Here is a 20454-nt window from a genome sequence, read left to right on the forward strand (position 1 = left end):
AAGTCAGACCGAAGGATAGCAGAAACTGTCGGTTGAGCAGTCTCCGCCCTCAAGACGTATCTGGTGTGTGCGGTATCCGTCAGGGAATTCGACCCAGAACTCAGGATCCAAGGTTAACCCACCATTCTCGCCTACATCCGCTTTCACCATGGCCGCGCCCCGATCACCTGGGTAAAACTGGTCATCCCAGGTAGAATACAGCGAATTGGTCCAATAGACACGTTTGCCGTCGCGGCTGATCTCGACCATCTGCGGGCCATAGCCGAATTCCTTGCCATTGGGATGCTTGGTTTTCTTGACGATCCCGCCGATGTCGACCTTTCCGGCCAGAACGGGGTTCATCGGGTCGGATACGTCGTATTGATGCATCTCTCCAATACCCCAGCACGAGACATAGAGGTATTTGTCATCAAGACTGAGATCAATGTCGGTGACGAGCGGTGGTACGGCGGCAAAGCCTTTTAGAAGCTCTGGCAGGTCGTCGGGGTCCGCTGGTTGTGGGTCTATCGTGATGGTTTTTTTGGCCTCAAATGTGCCATCTGGCTTACGCCACCAAGTAAAGATACAGCCTTGCAGATTGGTTGTATCCACCACCACACCGCAGAATCCATGCTGTTTGACCGGATCATGCGCCGGGCGGATTTCCAAGGCCATCTGATGGTTCTCGCCCAGATCGATGGTTTGAACGTTTGTGCGGCTTCTCAAATTCCAAAAGTGAATCCGGTGCCCGTATTTGTTGGACAGCAAATCTTCGGGAACAAGGCCATTTTCGAACTGAGGCGGCAGGCCCCATTCCGAACTGACCATATAGTCGCGAGGCAGGTTCCACCAGAAATCATACTGCTTGTCCTGCACTCCGCGTTCGATTTCGTATCGGCCGATGATGTCGAATGTCTGACAGTCAAGAATGAAGATACCCGGAGGCCCATCAGTGCCGTCGGGCCCACCGCCGCCCAGCGTGCTGACATAGATGCCTTCGGGTCCGCAGTGGATCGTATGCGGGCGTGAATAGCCAGTCTTTGCAAAGACCTCCTCGGGTTCGATGATCTTGTGGATCTTGGCAGCCAAGGGATCTTTGACATCGATGACATAAATCCTGCTGGACCGAATACCCGGAATGATGAGGTAGCGCCGTTCAAGAAAGGCATGGCCCGTGAGTGGTGAAAGTGAAGAGGAGCAGGCATTCCATCCAAAGTGATGAAACTCATCGCCTTTTTCCGGCATGATCACAGAATGAACGATCTTGCCATAATCCTTCGACTTCGGATCGACATTGACCACTGCCAAACCGTCGGGTTGAGAGAAATCCGGGCTTAGCATAAGGGTAAAGGCCAAGGTTTCAGCCGGTGCTTCCATCGCTATCTTGGGGGATGGATAAAAGGTTGGGTCCGGTCTAAGATTCATAACTTCCTCCCGTAAATCGTTGATATATATTATTTATAGGGAAAACCGGTCTTGATGCCGGGCGCCACGCTGCCTGCCCGAGTGTCATGTTGCGACACACCGCGCGTCAAGCCCAGAGTTAAGGAATTGGATTATTCCGGCCGTTTCCGGCGTCGTTCGACGACGTCTTGCGCCAATTGCCGTGTGTAGGATTCCAGTTCTGCCAACGCCTTATCCGCGGCCGGAGCGTCGCATGCATCAAGTGCATCCGCGATACGGGTGTGCAGAGCAATGATTGCTTCGCGCGATCGGGCCGTGAAGGTGATCATGTTCATCAGAGGCTGCATCGCCTCGACGGCTCCGGCGAGCTGATAGGACAGAACCGGATTTCCGGCGCCATCAACCAGCGCCCGATGAAACGCCACGTCCGAGGCGCAAAACGCCTCGTCGGTCAAACCGGGCTGTGATTGGCGAAAAATCTCGGCCCGCATTGTCGCCAGTTGGTCAGCCGTCCGACGCGTCGCCGACAACGGCGCACAAGCACGCTCCAGCGCATAACGGGCTTCGCAGGCAGTATCGAAGCTGACGGCGTTCATCGACAGCAACAGCGTAGAAGTGGTAATCTGTTGGGAATAGGCGTCTTCAAAACTCAGACGGTTTACGAAAGCCCCCCCGGTTGCCCCACGTTGAGTTCGGATCAGGGATTGTGCCGCGAGCCGTTTTAGTGCCTCTCGTACGGTCGGTCGCGACACCTGAAATTGATCCGCCAGTTCCGCTTCGGACGGCAACCGCGCGTCGACAATCAATGCACCGGAGACGATGGCGTCTTTGATGGCCTGGGCGATCTGGGCTGACAGATCGGCGGGGTTTTGCGGATCAATTTTCATGTGCACGTCATTTTTTATTTGTCTGACATTTAAAAGTCTGACATTTGAATTGCAAGAACTGAGTCGGGAGTGAGGAGGGGATAGCCGTGCTGTCGAGTCGCATTCGCGCCATGTCCGCGCCTCACTGGTTGGGGTTGTTTGCGGTGATCGTAACCGCCTGGACGTTGCTGTATCTTATGGCCGTTCCGTCCGAAATACGCCAGTTTGCATCTGTCTATGGCGGCGAATTCTGGGCCAGCTTGTGCATCGTAACACCGGATACAGCCGGATTTGCGCGTTTGATCGCCATGTGGGTCTTGATGTCTGCGGCGATGATGGCACCTACCGTTTTGCCCGCCTTGGCAACTTACGAAGAACTCGGTCAGACCGGTGCTCCGGTGCGGATGCCGCGGTTGCTGGGCGGATATCTGTCGGTCTGGATTGGGTTCTCCGTTGCTGCTGCGTTGCTGCAGTTTGGTCTCTATCAAGTCGGATTGCTTGATCCGTTGGGACAAAGCGGCAGTGTCTGGTTGTCCGCCAGTCTGCTGGCCATCGCGGGCCTTTATCAGTTTTCTCCGATCAAGGATGCCTGCCTGGAAAAATGTCGCTCGCCCATGATGTTCTTTTTGGCGCATTGGGATGAAGGGCCGTGGCGCAACGGGATCAGGTTGGGGTTGGTCTGTCTGGGTTGCTGCTGGGCGCTCATGCTGTTGGCGTTTGTCGGAGGTGTCATGAACCTGGCGTTCATGGGGTTGGCGACCGCGATAATGATTATCGAGAAAATGCCCGATCTCGGGCGCTGGATTACCCGACCGTTGGGCGCGCTGCTTCTTGCGACCGCCGCGGCGATCGGTTTCGGATTGATCTAAGGAGGAATACTCATGGCAAACGACCGTTTGGAAGTGGTTGAAAAAATCGACAGCCGTCATCCTGCCGCGGAACGCAAGGATCCCGGCCTGACGCCTTGGACGATCAAGGGTGAACTGGTGTTGAACTGCAATTGCACGGTGTTTTGCCCCTGCGTGGTATCGTTGGGCAAGCATCCACCGACCGAAGGACATTGCCAGACCTGGGGCGGTGTTCGGATCGACAGCGGTCACTATGGGGACGAGGATTTGTCCGGTCTAAACATCGGGTTGCTCATCGAAATACCGGGCATGATGTCGCGCGGCAACTGGAAGGCCGCCGTGTTCATCGATGATCGCGCAAGCCACGCTGCGTTCGAGGGTCTGGTCAAAATCTTTTCTGGGCAGGCGAAGGGAACGACCGGCCTGTTCTCGGTTTTGGTGGGTGAGTTTCTTGGGGCCGAACGGCAGCCGGTTACGTATGTCAACGAAGGCAAGAACCGCCACATCACGGTGGGCCGAAAAATCCAGGGCACTGTCTTCCCGGTCCAGGGCAAGGACAAGGATACGGATATCGTGATCTCGAACACGGAATACTGGATGGGGCCGGACATCACAGTCGCCACGGCCTCGAAGGGCAAGGTGCGGGCCTTTGGCCGGGTCTGGGATTTTGACGGGCGTTCCGCTGAAATCTGCCAGATCGACTGGCACGGACCAAAGTGATGATCTCGGCAGCGTATGCGCGCGAATTGGCCCGCTATAATTGCTGGCAAAACAGCCAGTTGGTGAGCTTTTTTGATGCGTTGAGCGCCGATGAACTGACCCGAGATCGGGGAGCGTTCTTCAGCTCGATCCTTGGAACGGCGAACCACCTGCTCTGGGGGGATACAATTTGGATGTCGCGCTTTGATGGCGGTCCGGGACCCGAAGGTGGTATTCCTCACAGTGCTGCGCTGCATAGCGAATTGGCCACATGGTTGCCCGCGCGGCGTGAGATGGATGATCGGATCGTCAAATGGGCGGACAGATTGAACGATCAAGCTCTGGCAGGGAAAATCACGTGGTACTCGGGAGTCGCGAAGCGCGAGATCAGCAAGCCCGTGGCGATGGTGATCATCCATTTTTTCAACCATCAGACCCATCATAGGGGGCAAATTCACAAAATGCTGACAGAGACCGGTTCCAAGGCACCGGTCAGCGATCTGATCTTCATGCCGACGGAGTTCTGATATGGCCGTTATTTTTCCTAACCGTCGTGTCCGAAAGACGCCGTTCACACCTGGGGTCGAAGCCCAAGGTGTCGGCGGCTACACGGTCTACAACCACATGTTGCTGCCGACTTTCTTTGAAAGCGTCGAGGCGGACTGCGCACATCTCAAGCAACATGTACAGGTTTGGGATGTCGCCTGTGAGAGGCAGGTCGAGATAAAGGGGCCGGATGCTCTGCGGCTGATGAAGATGCTCAGCCCGCGCGACATGGGCAGTATGGCGGCGGATCAATGCTATTACGTTCCGACGGTTGATCACAACGGTGGCATGTTGAACGATCCTGTGGCCGTGAAACTGGCAGAAGATCACTATTGGCTGTCGGTCGCTGACGGTGATCTGTGGCAATTTGCTTTGGGCATCGCCGTTGCACTGGGTTTGGACGTGGAGGTTGACGAACCGGATGTGTCTCCTCTGGCGGTTCAAGGCCCCAAGGCCGATGAGTTGATGGCGCGTGTCTTTGGCGACGCCGTGCGGGATATCCGTTTCTTCCGCTACAAAAAGCTCCGGTTCGAGGATCGTGAGTTCGTGGTCGCACGGTCAGGTTGGTCCAAACAAGGCGGATTCGAGGTTTATGTCGAAGGCGAAGAATACGGCATGCCGTTGTGGAACGCCCTGTTTGCGGCCGGACGTGACTTGCAGGTGCGTGCCGGATGTCCCAACGGAATAGAAAGGGTCGAAAGCGGGCTATTGAGCTTTGGCTCGGACATGCGGCGCGAGAATACCCCGTATGAATGTGGGTTGGGACGATTCTGCAACTCTCCCGAGGACTACATCGGCAAGGCCGCTTTGGCCGAGCAGGCGCGTAACGGACCGCCGCGACAGATCCGGCCCCTGGTGATCGAGGGCGAGATTGGACCCTGCACAGGGTCCTGGCCGTTGGTGGCCAACGGTGGCAGTGTGGGACAGGTCGCGTCGGCTGTGTTCTCGCCTGAATTTCAGGTGAATGTGGCAATAGGCATGGTTGATCGCGCCTGTTGGGAACCGGGAACTCGTATCGAGGTTTTAACGGAACACGGTATGCGATGGGCTGTCGTGCAGGACCGGTTTTGGCGTTAAAATAGGGTACGTCAATTTCTTGGAGAGAAAGAAGAGCGGACTGTAACCCGGAAATGAAAAGGGAAGATTGAGATGTTCAATGCGTTGGTTGTGGAAAAAGACGAGCAAAGCGGAAAGACCAGTGCGTCCGTAAAGCAGATCGCTGTGGATGATCTGCCGAATGGCGAGGTTCTGGTAGCTGTCGATTTCTCTACTGTGAACTACAAGGACGGGTTGTGCATCGGACCGGGCGGGGGGCTTGTTCGCAAGTACCCGCATGTTCCGGGAATCGATTTTGCGGGGACGGTCGAGCAAAGTTCCGATGATCGTTACAAACCCGGTGACAAAGTGGTTCTGACCGGTTGGCGCGTGGGTGAGGCGCATTGGGGCGGGTACGGGCAAAAAGCTCGGGTGTTGGCTGATTGGTTGGTTCCATTGCCTGCGGGGTTGGATACGCGCCAGGCGATGGCGGTCGGAACCGCAGGACTTACGTCGATGCTTGCTGTCATGGCGTTGGAGGATCACGGTCTGCAAAAGGATCACGGGCCGGTTCTGGTTACCGGGGCGGCAGGAGGCGTCGGCAGTGTGGCAACCGCCATTCTGGCCAATCTCGGCTATGAAGTCGCGGCTGTGACTGGTCGTCCGGAGCAAGAAGCGTATCTCAGGGGGTTGGGTGCGACCCAGGTTGTCGGACGGGATGAATTCAGTGAAACCACGCGCAAGCCATTGGAAAGCGAAACCTGGGCCGGCTGCGTCGATGCCGTTGCCGGTGTGATGCTGGGGCGGGTCTTAAAGCAGATGAAATATGGCGCATCCGTTGCCGCCATTGGTCTGGCTGGAGGAGCGGTAATCGAGGGCGCGTTAATCACGCCATTCATACTGCGCGGCGTGAACCTGCTCGGTATCGACAGTGTGATGCAACCTTATGCCAACCGCGTACGAGCATGGAATCGCATCGCCTCTGACCTGCCCTTGGATAAGCTTGAGGAAATGATCCAGCCTGCGACACTCGGAGATCTGCCAAAACTGGGCGGAGATATCCTGAAAGGTCAGGTCAAAGGTCGCGTCGTAGTGGATGTGAACGCTTAGGTTCGTCCTAATTTGGTGACCCGTCGACCAAAAAGGGTCGGGCGGGTCACGTCCCTTGTTATTGTGAAATTCGGCGAGTCCTCTCGCAATTGCGAGAATTCCCGGCCATGATTGCTATACATCCCATTTGTGATGGCTTATCACCCATCCCAACAGCACCTGAATTCGGGGAGTGAGCAGCATGTCTGATGATTTTGAACTGGATACCAAAGATCTGCAGCGCCGCATGGACGGCGCGATGGCCAACCTGCGTACAGAATTCGCCTCGCTGCGAACGGGGCGTGCGTCCGCCTCGATGTTGGAGCCGATCATGGTCGATGCCTATGGCGCGTTGACCCCGATCAACCAGGTTGGCACCGTGAATGTCCCTGAGCCGCGAATGGTTACCGTAAATGTCTGGGACAAATCGTTGGTTGGAAAAGTGGAAAAAGCCATTCGTGAAAGTGGATTGGGAATCAATCCGCAACTCAATGGCACCATCATAATGTTGCCGATCCCCGAGCTGAACGAAGAGCGTCGTCGTGAGTTGGGCAAGGTTGCGGGGCAATATGCGGAACATGCCCGCGTTGCCATTCGAAACGTGCGCCGAGACGGGATGGACCAGATCAAGAAAGCTAAGAACGACAATGCGGTCTCGGAAGATGACCAGAAGTTCTGGGAAGCCGAAGTGCAGGAACTGACCGACAAGATGATCAAGACCGTGGACGACGCGTTGGAGCATAAACAAGCGGAAATCATGCAGGTCTGAGCGGCACCATGCCAAAAGATCCCATAAGCGAACCGGCCGTGGGGCCACGTCATGTCGCCATCATAATGGATGGCAATGGGCGTTGGGCGCAGGCCAGGGGGCGACCAAGGCTGTTTGGTCACCATGCGGGTGCAAAACGTGTCCGTGAAGTGGTTGAGGCGTGCCCTGATCTTGGCATCAAGTATTTGACGATTTTTGCTTTCTCAACCGAAAACTGGAAGCGTACGCAGGCGGAAGTCGCCGGGTTGATGAGTCTTTTCCGTCGTTATATTGCCAAGGAAACAATGGCGCTGGATGCGAAAGGCGTTCGGGTTCGTTTTATTGGCGATCGGGTTCGATTGGATGAAAAGCTGATTTTGCTAATGGACACGCTGGAGGAAAGAACCAGGGAAAACAAAGGCGTGAACCTTACAATTGCGCTCAACTATGGTGGCCGGGATGAGGTGTCGCGGGCTACGAAGCGTCTGGCACAAGACGTCGCCGATGGTCGGTTGAAACCCGATGACGTCGACGAAGAGACGCTGCCCAAATACCTGGATACACATGTTTTACCGGACCCGGATCTGGTGATCCGAACCAGCGGCGAGGCGCGAATCTCCAACTTCCTTCTCTGGCAGTCCGCCTATGCCGAGTATGAGTTTATCGATACATTGTGGCCGGATTTTACGGCCAGCGAACTTGAGCGCCTGTGCCGGAGTTATGGTGCACGCGACCGCCGTTTTGGGGCCGTTAAGGTATGAATGATGGGCGTTGGTCGGATCTGACGGCTCGCGTTATTTCGGCCATGGTTCTGGTTACTGTCGGGGCGGTCGAAGTGTGGCTTGGTGGGCTATGGTTCGAGTCCTTTATCGCGGCGGCGTCGGCACTTATGATTTGGGAGCTTGCTCGGATGATCTCTCCCGATCATCGTGGGGTTGCGCTTCAACTCGCGCTTGTGACTGGCTTAGCGGTTTTCATAAGCTACCACCTTCCGCCCGTTTTCCGCCTGCCGGTTCTGTTGGCCCCTGCTCTGGTCGGAGCAGGACAGGTCGGTCGAGAGAAGGGCATTTATTTAGTATTCGCGTTCTGGATCGCCGCGTCGGGATTGGGCTTCATCCTCATCCGCGAAGGCTTGGGGTTCGGCTGGATTCTTTGGTTGATCGCCGTTGTAGTGGCTACCGATGTGGCCGGGTATTTTGCTGGGAAGGCTATTGGAGGCCCCAAGTTCTGGCCTCGTGTCAGTCCCAAAAAAACCTGGTCCGGAACCGCCGGCGGATGGATCGCAGCTGGGCTTGTTGGCGCAGTATTCTCTGTTTATGCGGGGATTGGTCCTGGTTTGATTGTCATGTCTGTCATGACGTCCATGGCCAGCCAGTTCGGGGATATTGCCGAAAGCGCTTTGAAGCGCAGGCTGGGTGTCAAGGACAGCTCCAATCTAATTCCGGGGCATGGCGGTTTTCTGGATCGCTTTGATGGTATGATGGGTGCGGCCGTATTTGTCTTGTTGGCAGGGCTCATTTATGAGCCCGGGGTGATGTAATGCGAAAGGTCACGATTTTCGGCGCCACCGGGTCGATTGGTCAAAGCACCATCGATTTGATTGATCGTGATGTGGACGCTTATGACATCGTCGCTCTGACCGGCGGTGCGAATGTTAAGCGTTTGGCTGAAGACGCCCAGCGTTTGCGCGCGGACGTCGCGATTACTGCCTACGAAGAATGCCTGCCGGAACTGCGCCACGCTTTGGCCGGCACCGGTGTCGAAGCGGCGGCGGGGCAGGCAGCGTTGGACGAGGCCGCGTCCAGGCCGGCTGACTGGGTCATGTCAGCGATCGTCGGTGCCGCGGGGCTGGCACCGGGGCTCGAGGCGCTGAAACAAGGTGCTACGCTGGCACTCGCCAACAAGGAAACGCTGGTTTGTGCCGGTAAATTGGTGTTGGAAACTGCCAAAGCTCACAATGCAAGTCTGCTGCCGGTCGACAGCGAACACTCGGCGGTGTTTCAGGCGTTGGTTGGCGAGGATATTGAAGCGGTCGAACGAGTCATTATTACGGCAAGTGGTGGAGCGTTTCGAGACTGGTCGATGGAAGACCTGAAGCAGGCGACAGTGGAACAGGCTTCACGGCATCCGAACTGGAATATGGGTCAGCGGATTACCATTGATAGCGCCTCCATGTTCAACAAGGCGCTTGAACTTATCGAAACAAGAGAGTTTTTCGGTGTTGACCCATCGCAGATCGAAGTCGTCGTCCATCCAGAATCCATGGTGCACGCTTTGGTTGGGTTTCGTGACGGCGCATTGATGGCGCACTTGGGAGCGCCTGACATGCGCCACGCCATCGGTTATGCATTGCATTGGCCGGAACGACGCGAATTGCCAGTTGATCGTCTGGATCTGACAAAACTTGAGCGGTTGCATTTTCGTCAACCGGACGAAACGCGGTATCCCGCACTTCGACTGGCGCGCGAAGTGATGGAACGAGGGGGCTTGGCAGGCGCTGTTTTCAATGCGGCTAAAGAGCGAGCCTTGGATCTCTTCATAGCGCGCAAAGTCGGGTTTCTGGAGATGGCTGCCATCGTTGAAAGCGTTCTTGACAGATTTGAGGGCGCTTCAGGTCTTATTGACGCCCCAATGACCCTTGATAACGTTAAGCAAACAGACCATCTGGCACGTAGGTGGACAGATGACGCGATGCTGAAACGAGCAGGATAAAAACTTGGATATCATCACTCTGATCCCGCAATTTGGCGGATTTATGTATACGATTCTGGCCTTTGTCGTGGCGCTGTCTGTTATTGTGGCCGTGCACGAATATGGCCACTATATCGTTGGCCGTTGGACCGGCATACACGCCGAAGTGTTTTCCCTGGGTTTCGGACCGGTCTTGTGGAGTCGGATGGACAAGCATGGCACGCGTTGGCAGATCGCGGCCCTGCCATTTGGTGGCTACGTCAAATTCCTGGGGGATGCCAACGCGGCATCGGGCAAGGATGGCGAGTCAATGGCCGAGATCTATCGCAACAATCCGGATGATATCCGCCACACCATGCACGGCGCACCGCTTTGGGCGCGTACAGCAACTGTTGCCGCTGGGCCGGTCTTCAATTTTATTATGTCGATAATCGTATTCGGTTTGATATTCATGTTTCAGGGGCAGGCCAAAAGCCCCCTGACTGTGGGAGAATTGTTCCCGTTGCCGAACACGGTTCAAGAGTTGCGGATCGGCGACGAAATCAGAGCAATCAATGGAGTAGATACACCGGATTTCGACCAAAGCGCCCAATGGTCCGGATTTGTCGACAGCCTGCCTGAGTCCGCGTCTTTGGACTACACGGTTCTACGGGATGGACAAGAACTGGTTGTCAAAGGTCCTTGGCTGTTTCCACCTTTGATTCAACAAGTTGCCCCGCGCAGCGCGGCGATGGACATTGAGTTGGAACCGGGGGACGTTATTCTGTCCGTTGATGGCGATCCGATCTTTGCCTTTTCTCAATTGAAAGAGCGCGTCGAAACGTCCGATGGACGCGTATTGCTGTTGGATGTCTGGCGGGACGGGCAAACGCACGAGTTCGCGTTGGCACCCAGGCGTACGGATGAGCCGCAACCCGAAGGCGGGTTTGTCACGCACTGGCGGATTGGGATTGTTGGCGGGATGATGCTGGAGCCTGCCACCGAACCAACCGGTTTTCTGACAGCACTCGGCAACGGCGCTGCACAGACGATGAGAATTGTCGAAGGGTCATTGTCTGGCATATGGCACATGATCACTGGTGCGATCAGCACCTGCAATATTTCCGGACCGATCGGTATTGCGGAAACATCCGGCGCCATGGCCAGCCAGGGGGCGCAAAGTTTCATTTGGTTCATCGCTGTTTTGTCGACCGCAGTTGGAATGCTGAATCTGTTCCCGATCCCGGCGTTGGATGGGGGGCATCTGGTGTTTTATGCCTACGAAGCCATTGCCGGACGTCCACCCAGTGATGCGGCGTTGAAGGTGTTGATGGGGGTCGGGATCACGTTGATCCTGTCATTGATGGTGTTTTCCCTTAGCAATGACTTGTTCTGCTGAGTAAATGGAACAGTGGCGATACGCCTCAATTCCGCCTCAGTAATGCCTCATTCCAAAGCTAGGCTGGCTCAACTGAACCACATCATTCTGTCGATCAAACCATGATTCATTCTCTGCAAACTTCGTATCGCGGCATCAGCCTCATCATGTCTTTGAACTGGGATAGGTTTCTCAGTTTTGGAGCGATTGCGCTGGCACTAGCGGCAGGAGCGTATGTGCTGAGCCTCTGATTCTTTGTTATGAGCAATCCCGAACCGCGCGACCTTTTGGTCGCGCTTTGCTTTTGTGGTTTTGACAACATGCAGATATCCCGGTAGTGACCATTCTAGGGCCACAAAAACTTGGATTGATAACATGAGTGACGGCAGAGGCGCGCGCACATCCTGCGATCGAAACACGGTGCATAGCTATATCTTGTTGCGCGCTGTACTTTCTATTTTTCTGGTCTTTGCTGCGGCCAGTTTCTCTACAACCGGGGCCGCACTGGCGCAAACATACACTTTCAACTCGATCCAGGTCGAAGGCAATCAGCGTATTGATGACACAACCGTTGTTTCGCGTGCCGGCATAGAACGGGGGCAGGAAGTGACCGCTGGACAGTTGAATGACGCCTTTCAGCGTCTGCTTGACAGTGGTGTTTTTGAGACAGTCGAACTCACGCCTCGTGGCAATACCTTGGTTATTTCGGTCAAAGAAAACCCGACGATCAACAAGATCAGTTTCGAAGGCAATCGACGCATCAACGACGACCGTTTGCAGGAAGTGATCCAGTCCGAGTCGCGCAGGGTGTTCACACCCGAACAGGCTGAAAAAGACGCAAATTTGATTGCCGAGATTTACTCGGCACAGGGGCGGGTCGCGGCAACTGTCGTTCCAAGGATCATCAGGCGCAGCGATAACCGCGTCGATCTGGTTTTCGAAATCGCCGAGGGCGATACGATCGAGATCGAAAGAGTTAGCTTTGTTGGCAACCGCGTTTATTCCGACCGCCGCTTGCGCAGGGTTCTGGAAACCAAGCAGGCCGGTCTTTTACGGGCCTTTTTCCGCTCGGATACCTTCATTGCGGATCGCATTGAGTTTGACAAACAAGTGCTTCGCGATTTCTACCTGTCGCGCGGATATGTTGATTTCCGCGTCAACAGCGCCAACGTGGAATTCACCCGTGAACGCGATGCGTTCTTTCTGGTCATGAACGTGACAGAGGGCCAGCAGTTCAAGTTCGGCAATGTTTCGGTGGTTAGCGAAATCCCTGGTGTTGATGCGGCACCATATCAGGCTGCGCTGAAGATCAAGCCGGGTGTGATTTATTCACCATCGCATGTTGAGAACTCGTTAGTTCGGTTGGAGAGGCTTGGTCTGAAGCAGGGAGTGGACTTTCTGCGTGTCGAGCCTCGCGTGAATCGGAACGATAGAAATTTGACGCTGGATGTCACCTTCGCACTGGTCAAAGGACCGCGCATCTTTGTCGAGCGGATCGACATTGAGGGGAATACCACAACACTTGATCGCGTGATCCGCCGGCAGTTCGACACCGTGGAAGGTGATCCATTCAACCCGCGTGAAATCCGTCAAAGCGCAGAACGAATTCGCGCTTTGGGTTTCTTTTCGACCGCTGACGTTGAGACCCGCGAAGGAACGTCACCAAGTCAGGTAATTGTTGACGTGGACGTTGAAGAACAGCCAACTGGTTCGCTCAACCTTGGTGGCAGCTACTCGATTTCGGATGGTTTTGGTGTTGCGGTCGGCCTTCAGGAAACCAACTTCCTTGGGCGCGGTCAAACACTTGGCCTGACCTTGTCGACCGCACAGGACTCTGAGCAATATGCAATCAATTTCTCGGAACCATATCTGTTGGGCCGTCGTTTGCGGTTCGACCTGGGTTTGGGTTTGGCCAGGCAAAACTCGAGCTTTGCGAACTATGACACCAAGCGTGTTTTCTTCAATCCGTCCCTGAGTTATGCGATCGGCGAGCTTTCTACGCTTACCCTGCGCTACAGTTGGGATGATAGCGAAATGATCTCGCGGGAAGATCAGGCTGTCGGTAGTGTTATTCAGTCGGAAATCAATCAGGGTGAATTGACTTCGAGCTCATTGGGCCTGTCATACACCTATGACAGCCGTATTGGCGGTTTGAACCCGAATGCCGGTGTGCTGTTCCAGGTTGGTGTAGATGCAGCCGGTTTGGGTGGTGACAATGAATACATCAAAACCACTGCCAGGGCTGTTGCTCAGCAAAGGGTTCTGAATGAAGAAGTGACGCTGCGCGCCGACTTGGAAGTAGGGGCTCTTTCCTGGAGTGGGGACAACTTTAGCCGTACTATCGACCGCTTCATCCTGGGGCCCAACACGTTCCGCGGTTTTGAACCAGCCGGGATCGGGCCGCGCGATCTGTCCAACGGCCAGGATGACGCCATTGGAGGCAACTATTACTGGGTCGCGCGTTTCGAGGCGGATTTCCCGTTGGGATTGCCGGAGGAGCTTGGGCTGCGTGGCGGTGTGTTTTATGATGTGGGGAACCTCTACAATCTGGACAACGTGAATACGGCTGGCGGCAATATCGTTGGGGCGGATGGCTCGGTTCGCCATGTGATCGGGTTGTCATTCCTTTGGACTACAGGTTTCGGGCCGCTACGCTTCAATTTCTCAAAGGCACTCAAAAAGGAAGACTTCGACAAGGAGCAGAGCTTTGACCTGACAATTCAGGCACGGTTCTGAGGCCGAATGAACACCTATGTTCGCCAGTTTCTGACACAAGGCCCGATTTGGGCCTTGTGTTTGTTTCTGGTTCACTACTCTCCCTTCCCAGTCAATGCGCAACAGCTCGGTTTGCCCGAGAAAGACATCCTTACGATATCCAGTGAAAAACTCTTTTCTGAATCGGCTTTCGGGCGGCGGGTTATCGAGGAGATTGAGGCAGAAGGAGCGATGCTCGCCGCCGAGAACGAACGGATCATCGCCGACCTGAGCCGCGAAGAAAAAGAACTGACCGAACTGCGTCGTGACATGGAACCCGATGCGTTTCGCGAACTGGCGGATGCATTTGACAATAAGGTCCAATCACACCGGGATGGGCAAAAGGCGAAACTGGATGCGCTTACAGCGAGAACGGATCGAGCGCGGGCCATGTTTCGAGAGTTGGTAAGACCTGTTCTTGCCCGCCTCATGCAGGATACCGGGGCAGGAGTGATCCTGGAACGCTCGAATGTGTTTTTAAGCTCGGACGCAACGGATATCACCGATTTGGCAATCGCCCGTATCAATGCCGCGATTGGTGACGGGCGAGAGTTGGAAAACCGCGATACGGAGTAGGTACGCTTGCCCTAACCGAACTGTATTGCTAACCACGCATGAAAGACATCCAGAACAGGAAAATCGCGCCATGACCACGGAAACCAAGAGTGCAGACATCCAGCTGATTCAGCGTATTCTGCCGCATCGCTATCCGTTTCTGCTGGTCGACAAGGTTGTCGATATCAAGGGCTACCACTCGGCAGTGGGCATCAAGAACGTCACAATGAACGAGCCGCATTTTCAGGGACATTTCCCCGGAACCCCGATTATGCCCGGCGTGACGATTGTCGAGGCGATGGCACAGACGGCAGGGGTAATGCTGGGGGTCGGCATGAACGTCATCGACAGCGAACTGCTGATTTATTTCATGAATATCGACAAGTGCAAATTCCGGCGCAAGGTTGTGCCAGGCGACGTATTGGAAATGCATGTCGAAACCGTGCGCGGCAAGGTTGGTGGCAAGATTTTCAAGTTCAGCGGACGCGCAACCGTGGATGGAGAAGTGGCTGCCGAAGCCGAGTTTTCGGCTTATGTCGATTGGGATATGGAAAAAACGACATGAGCCGTGTTCACCCCAGCGCTATTGTTGAAGACGGCGCAGCCATCGGTCGGGACTGTGTGATTGGTCCTTTTTGCTATGTTGGGCCGCAGGTCAACTTGGCTGATCGGGTAGAGTTAAAATCCCATGTCGTTGTCACCGGTGAAACCTCGATCGGAGAAGATACCGTCATCTTCAATTTCGCGGTGATTGGTGAAATCCCACAGGATTTGAAGTTCCAGGGCGAAAATACGCGGCTGGAAATCGGCAAACGAAACCGCATCCGCGAGCATGTCACTGTCAATTCCGGCACCGTGGGTGGCGGCGGTGTTACCAGGATCGGCGATGATTGTTTGTTGATGGCGGGTGTCCACGTGGCTCACGACGTGCAGATCGGCAACCGTGTCATCATGGTCAATCACGCAGGTGCGGCTGGTCACTGTATCATCGAAGATGACGTGATCGTGGGTGGTATCTCGGGATTGCATCAATGGGTGCGCGTCGGTCGGGGCGCGATTATCGGAGCGCTTACAATGGTTCCCAATGACGTGATCCCTTACGGATTGGTTCAGGGGCCACGTGGGGTACTTGATGGTCTCAATCTGGTTGGGCTCAAGCGACGTGGCGTTCCACGCGAGGATATTTCCGCGCTGCGTGCAGCGTTTCGTGAGCTTTCCGAGGGTGGGGGGACGTTCATGGAGCGCGCCAAACGCGTTGGAGAAACGAGTCACAGCGAATACGTGCAAAGGATCGTTGATTTCGTGACCGGCGATACCGACCGCTCCTTCCTGACGCCGGGAAAATGACCTCATGTTGGCACTGATCGCAGGAACTGGTGCCTTGCCGGACGAGTTGGTGGCCAGATTGCCCGAGCGCCCTCTGATATGCGCGTTGGAGGGGTTCGAACCTGACCAAATGCCGGTCGACAAGTTGTTCCCTCTAGAGCAGTTGGGAAGTTTTATTGCCGATCTCTTGGCCCAGGGCGTGACCGAGGTTTGTATGGCGGGTACAGTACGCCGACCGGTAATCGATCCCAAGCGGATCGATGCGCAAACTCTTCCGCTTGTGCCGGTTCTTCAGCGAGCGATCATGTCCGGCGATGACGGTGCATTGCGGGCAGTTATCGGTATCTTCGAGGATTCAGGGTTGCAGGTGCGGGCCGCGCACGAGCTTGCCCCGGATATTCTGCCGCCTTTGGGGTGTTTGACGGATGCGTTACCATCCGATGAAGATTTGGCGGATGCCGATCGGGGTGCGGGCATTCTGAGGGCAATGAGTGCAGCGGATATCGGCCAGGCCTGCGTCGTTCTGCATGGGCAAGCATTGGCAATAGAAGGCGTGTTTGGCACAAACTGGATGCTGGAGTCGTTGACGCAACGTCCTGATGCGGGTGGTGGTGTCCTGTTCAAGGCACCGAAACCGGATCAGGACCGGCGGGTCGATTTGCCTGTCATTGGCCCTGACACTGTAACCGCTGCTGTTGTGGCTGGACTGTCTGGTATCGTGATCGAAAAAGGCGGGGTTATGGTTCTGGATCGTAAAACCGTGGTCGAAGAATGCAACCGCCTTGGCCTGTTCCTGCTGGTGCGGGAGCGTGCGGTCTGATGCGGGTCTTCCTGCTGGCTGGTGAACCATCCGGTGACCGGTTGGGCGGGGCCCTGATGGAGGGCCTGAAAACTCTCGACCCTGGGATGGAGTTCGATGGGATTGGCGGCCCCCTGATGGAGGCGAATGGCCTGGTCAGTCGGTTTCCCATGGCGGAACTCAGTGTCATGGGCTTGGTAGAGGTTCTTCCGAAGTTCTTTCATCTCAAACGTCGTATCGCCGAGACTGCACAGGCGGTATTGGACACCAAGCCGGACGTCATGATCACCATCGACAGCCCGGATTTTTCGCTGCGTGTGGCAAAACGGGTCAAAGCAGAAAGCGACATTCGCACAGTTCACTATGTGGCCCCCAGCGTCTGGGCCTGGCGGCCTGGACGGGCAGGCAAGATGGCAAAGGTCATTGACCACGTTCTGGCTTTGTTACCGTTCGAGCCGCCCTTCATGGAGCGTGCAGGGATGGAGTGCGATTTCGTCGGGCATCCGGTCGTCAGCGAACCTGTCGCCACTGCTGAAGACGTTGCCGAATTTCGAGCCGCCTATGATCTGGGCGAAGCTCCGCTTCTGCTGGTGCTGCCTGGTTCACGTCGCGGCGAAATAGATAGGCTGGCTCCCATATTCGGCGAAGCGCAACGGTTGTTTCTGAAAGATAAGCCGGAAATGCGTGTAGTGGTCCCGGTGGTGGCCCACATGGCCGAGCACGTAGCCACCCAAATAACGGACTGGCCAGGAAAGCCGGTCATTTTGGATCCACGTAAAACCGACGCGGTTCAGGCCGGGGCCTATAAACGCGCGAGTTTTGCTGCCGCCGAACTGGCGCTGGCCGCATCTGGGACTGTTTCGTTAGAGTTGGCCGCTCAGGCCACACCGATGGTAATTGCATATAAACTCAGTTGGCTGACACAGAAATTGGCCGAAAGAATGGTCAATCTTGATACTGTTACGTTGGTCAATCTGGTGAGTGAAAGTCGCACGGTTCCGGAATGTCTGGGACCGGCCTGCCAGCCGTCGGAAATCGCCGACCAATTGCGACAGGTGCATTCCAATCCGCGATCTCAGGCCGACGCGATGAGAGTCACGATGGAACGTCTGGGACGAGGTGGCGAAGCGCCGGGTCTCCGGGCGGCACGGGCCGTTCTGGAGCGAATGAAGAGGTAAGGGTTCGGTTTGCCTTTTGAATCAGCCTCTGTAGTCTTCAACCAGATTCTAGCCACGTTGGAGGACTTCGCCACGGATCTGTCGCAAACTTTTCGGTGGTTCAAAGCCAACGCTCAGGTTGGGTGTATTCATCCTGTGAGTTCCGCAAATTGACGGAATCCGTTTGTCGAAGGTCCGAGTTGACCGTTTCGGATCATGTTGGCCACCTCGATGCCCGCGAGTGTTGCTGATGCTGAGATGAAGCTTTTGAACCCGAGCACAGGTCTCGTGAGCCGCTTTATGAAACGATGATCCCGCTCGACGATGGTGTTGAGGTACTTCGATCTGACGGTGTCGATCTTGACAGGTATCTGCAACCGCCTGAAAATCTTGTTCACTCCCTTGAACCCGGCGGCGTTACTACGACTTTCGTCAATTGTGGTCCGTTTTTTTGGGGCGCCATTATGAAACAGGGCGTTGGCGAAGAATTTCATTGCAGCTTTCGTGTCGCGCTTTTGTTGACAGCATTAAATCAAGGGTTTGACCGTCACCGTCGACGGCCCGGTATAAATAAACCCAGTCACCACGAGCTTTCACGTCGACCTCATCCATGCGCCACGTTTCCGCTGTCCTGATCTTCCTTTTCGGCGCTATCTGATCGACCTGAGGGGAGAGCTTCACGACCCAGCGGTTCAGCGTCGCATGATCAACCGACACGCCACGTTCCGCCAAAATCTCTTCCAAGTCACGGTGCAGGACGCCGCCCCGGACATGGAAATAGACCGCGAACAAGATGACCAATTGCGGATAGTGTGCACCTTTTACGTTGATCATTGGCATGCCTGAACAGTGCCGCAGTCAAATCAACTGTCGGATCAAACCGCGCGAAGGTGCAATACGCCGGCCAGAGTATGCGACAGATCCGGAAAAGCTGAAAAGGACCACACCGGGTCAGTCCTCAGCGGGAACTTACGCAATTCAATAACCGCGCCAGATCCAACCGCCGCCAAAGATGCGGCTGCCGCCCGTTTCATAAAATACACAGGCTTGTCCGGGTGAAATTCCTTCCTCGGGCGTCAATAGCTCGACTTCGGCGGTCGTGCCCGAAAGCGGGCGCAGGATGGCTTCTCGTGGTGGGCGGGTCGACCGGACCTTGACGGACATATGCCATTCAGAGCGCGAAGTGAAAGGGTCATCGCCAAGCCAGTTGATTTCCCGCACGGGTACAGTGCGGGTTGCAAGCAGGTCTTTCGGGCCAACCACCACGTGTTTTTTGTCCACGTCAAGTCGGACCACATAAAGTGGCTCTTCAAGTCCGCCAATTCCCAAGCCTCTGCGCTGGCCGATCGTATAGTGGATAACACCGTTGTGCTGGCCCAGCGCTCGCCCGTCGGCATGGACAATCTCGCCCGGTTCTGCTGCTCCGGGGCGGAGTTTCTCGATCACACTTGCATAATTTCCATTTGGAACGAAACAGATGTCCTGACTGTCCGGTTTATCCGCAACCGCCAGACCATATTGCGCCGCCATTTCCCGTGTCGCGTTCTTTGATGGCAGATGCCCCAGCGGAAATCGCAGAAAGTCCAACTGTTCCGGCGTGGTGGAAAAAAGGAAATAGGATTGGTCCCTGTTTGCGTCTTCGGCGCAATGAAGCTCTGCACCTCCAGGTCCCATCTTGCGTTGAATATAGTGGCCGGTTGCCATGCAATCGGCTTCAAGATCTTTTGCCGTCTCCAGCAAATCCTTGAACTTTACCCGTTCGTTGCAACGAATGCAGGGCACCGGCGTAGCCCCAGCCAGGTAACTGTCGGCGAATTCGTCGATGACGGCGTCTTTGAAAATGTTCTCATAGTCGAGAACATAGTGAGGAAATCCACGTTCCTCGGCCACACGGCGGGCGTCATGGATATCGATCCCGGCGCAGCACGCGCCCTTTTTGGCCAATGCTGCACCGTGGTCATATAGCTGGAGTGTCACGCCGACGACGTCATAGCCCTGATCTGCCAGATAGGCCGCAACTACGGAGCTGTCCACGCCGCCGGACATCGCGACCACAACACGAGTCTCCGAAGGCGGTTTGGCAAAGCCAAGAGAGTTGAGTGGGGTCTCGTGATCCAGAGCCATCAGAGCAATTCCAGTCCGGGTTTAGAAAGACCGGCAGAATATAGGAAAATCCTAGATACTCTCAAGAGGCGGTTTCACCTGAAGTTAAGTAGGCTGGGAAAAACTGGTGTATGACCAGATTGAGGAGCAGGCGATGTATTTGCATAAAGTCCAAGGTCCGCGTTCCGTTACCTTGCCGGATGGATCGATTCTGTCACGCGCTGACTTGCCGCCCGACGATACAACGCGCTGGGTCGCGTCCAGGAAAGCTATGGTCGTGCGTGCTGTCTTATATGGCCTCGTTACCATGTCCGAAGCGCAAAAGAAATACGGCCTGAGTGATGAGGAAATGAAAGGCTGGATTGCCGCAATTGCCGATCACGGAATCGACGCGTTGAAAGTGACAGCAATCAAAAAATATAGACAACCTAAAGGAGAAAGATAATATTTAAATCATCAGTAACGAGAGATTAACCATTCTTGATCAGGTTCGGTTTG

The 20454-nt window shown here is 55.3% G+C and carries 20 protein-coding genes and 1 pseudogene; 17 read left to right on the forward strand and 4 right to left on the reverse strand.

Annotated features, from left to right (window positions below):
• Positions 1 to 3: 3 nt before the first annotated feature.
• Positions 4 to 1404, reverse strand: a complete 1401-nt coding sequence (locus AC2FNB_RS00725; protein ID WP_496743846.1) for a selenium-binding protein SBP56-related protein — start codon at positions 1402 to 1404, stop codon at positions 4 to 6.
• A gap of 131 nt (positions 1405 to 1535) precedes the next feature.
• The gene (locus AC2FNB_RS00730) at positions 1536 to 2270 is read right to left on the reverse strand and encodes a FadR/GntR family transcriptional regulator (protein ID WP_480748413.1); all 735 of its coding nucleotides are present in this window, start codon (positions 2268 to 2270) and stop codon (positions 1536 to 1538) included.
• Between the two features lie 110 nt (positions 2271 to 2380).
• Between AC2FNB_RS00730 and AC2FNB_RS00735 the strand changes: the two genes are divergently transcribed.
• The 16 genes from AC2FNB_RS00735 (at position 2381) to lpxB (ending at position 17874) form a co-directional block, all read left to right on the forward strand.
• A complete protein-coding gene (locus AC2FNB_RS00735; protein WP_496743920.1) occupies positions 2381 to 3118 on the forward strand; it encodes a DUF2182 domain-containing protein in 738 nt (245 codons plus the stop codon).
• Positions 3119 to 3130: 12 nt separating this feature from the next.
• Complete coding sequence (locus AC2FNB_RS00740; RefSeq protein ID WP_496743848.1) at positions 3131 to 3817, forward strand: DUF1326 domain-containing protein; 687 nt, start codon at positions 3131 to 3133, stop codon at positions 3815 to 3817.
• Entirely contained in the window at positions 3817 to 4323 is a 507-nt protein-coding gene (locus tag AC2FNB_RS00745; RefSeq protein WP_496743850.1) for a DinB family protein, read from the forward strand. The genes AC2FNB_RS00740 and AC2FNB_RS00745 overlap by 1 nt, the downstream gene beginning before the upstream one ends.
• Position 4324: 1 nt before the next feature.
• Positions 4325 to 5419 (forward strand): dimethylsulfoniopropionate demethylase, encoded by a 1095-nt coding sequence (locus tag AC2FNB_RS00750; RefSeq protein ID WP_496743852.1) that lies wholly within the window; start codon positions 4325 to 4327, stop codon positions 5417 to 5419.
• A gap of 72 nt (positions 5420 to 5491) precedes the next feature.
• Positions 5492 to 6487 (forward strand): acryloyl-CoA reductase, encoded by a 996-nt coding sequence (gene acuI / locus AC2FNB_RS00755; RefSeq protein ID WP_496743854.1) that lies wholly within the window; start codon positions 5492 to 5494, stop codon positions 6485 to 6487.
• Positions 6488 to 6668: 181 nt separating this feature from the next.
• Positions 6669 to 7235 carry a ribosome recycling factor gene (frr, locus tag AC2FNB_RS00760; RefSeq protein WP_480748418.1) on the forward strand — a complete coding sequence of 189 codons (567 nt, stop codon included), beginning with the start codon at positions 6669 to 6671 and terminating at the stop codon, positions 7233 to 7235.
• Positions 7236 to 7243: 8 nt separating this feature from the next.
• Positions 7244 to 7975 carry an undecaprenyl pyrophosphate synthase gene (uppS, locus tag AC2FNB_RS00765; protein WP_480748419.1) on the forward strand — a complete coding sequence of 244 codons (732 nt, stop codon included), beginning with the start codon at positions 7244 to 7246 and terminating at the stop codon, positions 7973 to 7975.
• On the forward strand, positions 7972 to 8754 hold the full coding sequence (locus AC2FNB_RS00770; protein WP_480748420.1) for a phosphatidate cytidylyltransferase: 783 nt from the start codon (positions 7972 to 7974) through the stop codon (positions 8752 to 8754). Before uppS ends, AC2FNB_RS00770 begins: the two co-directional genes overlap by 4 nt.
• Positions 8754 to 9926 (forward strand): 1-deoxy-D-xylulose-5-phosphate reductoisomerase, encoded by a 1173-nt coding sequence (gene dxr / locus AC2FNB_RS00775; protein WP_496743856.1) that lies wholly within the window; start codon positions 8754 to 8756, stop codon positions 9924 to 9926. The genes AC2FNB_RS00770 and dxr overlap by 1 nt, the downstream gene beginning before the upstream one ends.
• A gap of 4 nt (positions 9927 to 9930) precedes the next feature.
• A complete protein-coding gene (rseP, locus tag AC2FNB_RS00780) occupies positions 9931 to 11283 on the forward strand; it encodes an RIP metalloprotease RseP (RefSeq protein ID WP_496743858.1) in 1353 nt (450 codons plus the stop codon).
• 354 nt (positions 11284 to 11637) lie between these two features.
• Positions 11638 to 13998, forward strand: a complete 2361-nt coding sequence (gene bamA, locus AC2FNB_RS00785) for an outer membrane protein assembly factor BamA (protein WP_480748423.1) — start codon at positions 11638 to 11640, stop codon at positions 13996 to 13998.
• Positions 13999 to 14004: 6 nt separating this feature from the next.
• On the forward strand, positions 14005 to 14592 hold the full coding sequence (locus AC2FNB_RS00790) for an OmpH/Skp family outer membrane protein (protein ID WP_480748424.1): 588 nt from the start codon (positions 14005 to 14007) through the stop codon (positions 14590 to 14592).
• Between the two features lie 70 nt (positions 14593 to 14662).
• On the forward strand, positions 14663 to 15136 hold the full coding sequence (fabZ, locus tag AC2FNB_RS00795) for a 3-hydroxyacyl-ACP dehydratase FabZ (protein ID WP_480748425.1): 474 nt from the start codon (positions 14663 to 14665) through the stop codon (positions 15134 to 15136).
• Positions 15133 to 15918, forward strand: coding sequence for an acyl-ACP--UDP-N-acetylglucosamine O-acyltransferase (gene lpxA, locus AC2FNB_RS00800; RefSeq protein ID WP_496743861.1), 786 nt, complete (start codon positions 15133 to 15135; stop codon positions 15916 to 15918). Before fabZ ends, lpxA begins: the two co-directional genes overlap by 4 nt.
• A 4-nt stretch (positions 15919 to 15922) precedes the next feature.
• Positions 15923 to 16717 carry an LpxI family protein gene (locus AC2FNB_RS00805; RefSeq protein WP_480748427.1) on the forward strand — a complete coding sequence of 265 codons (795 nt, stop codon included), beginning with the start codon at positions 15923 to 15925 and terminating at the stop codon, positions 16715 to 16717.
• Positions 16717 to 17874, forward strand: a complete 1158-nt coding sequence (gene lpxB, locus AC2FNB_RS00810; RefSeq protein ID WP_496743862.1) for a lipid-A-disaccharide synthase — start codon at positions 16717 to 16719, stop codon at positions 17872 to 17874. The genes AC2FNB_RS00805 and lpxB overlap by 1 nt, the downstream gene beginning before the upstream one ends.
• 128 nt (positions 17875 to 18002) lie before the next feature.
• Here the strand turns inward: lpxB and AC2FNB_RS00815 are convergent.
• A pseudogene (locus AC2FNB_RS00815) lies at positions 18003 to 18687 on the reverse strand (IS6 family transposase).
• A 144-nt stretch (positions 18688 to 18831) separates the two neighbouring features.
• The gene (mnmA, locus tag AC2FNB_RS00820; RefSeq protein ID WP_496743864.1) at positions 18832 to 19977 is read right to left on the reverse strand and encodes a tRNA 2-thiouridine(34) synthase MnmA; all 1146 of its coding nucleotides are present in this window, start codon (positions 19975 to 19977) and stop codon (positions 18832 to 18834) included.
• 133 nt (positions 19978 to 20110) lie between these two features.
• Here mnmA and sciP point away from each other — a divergent pair, with 133 nt between their 5' ends.
• On the forward strand, positions 20111 to 20401 hold the full coding sequence (sciP, locus tag AC2FNB_RS00825) for a CtrA inhibitor SciP (RefSeq protein WP_480750998.1): 291 nt from the start codon (positions 20111 to 20113) through the stop codon (positions 20399 to 20401).
• The last annotated feature ends 53 nt before the right edge of the window (positions 20402 to 20454 follow it).

Source organism: Ruegeria sp. BHSB058 (assembly GCF_059613285.1).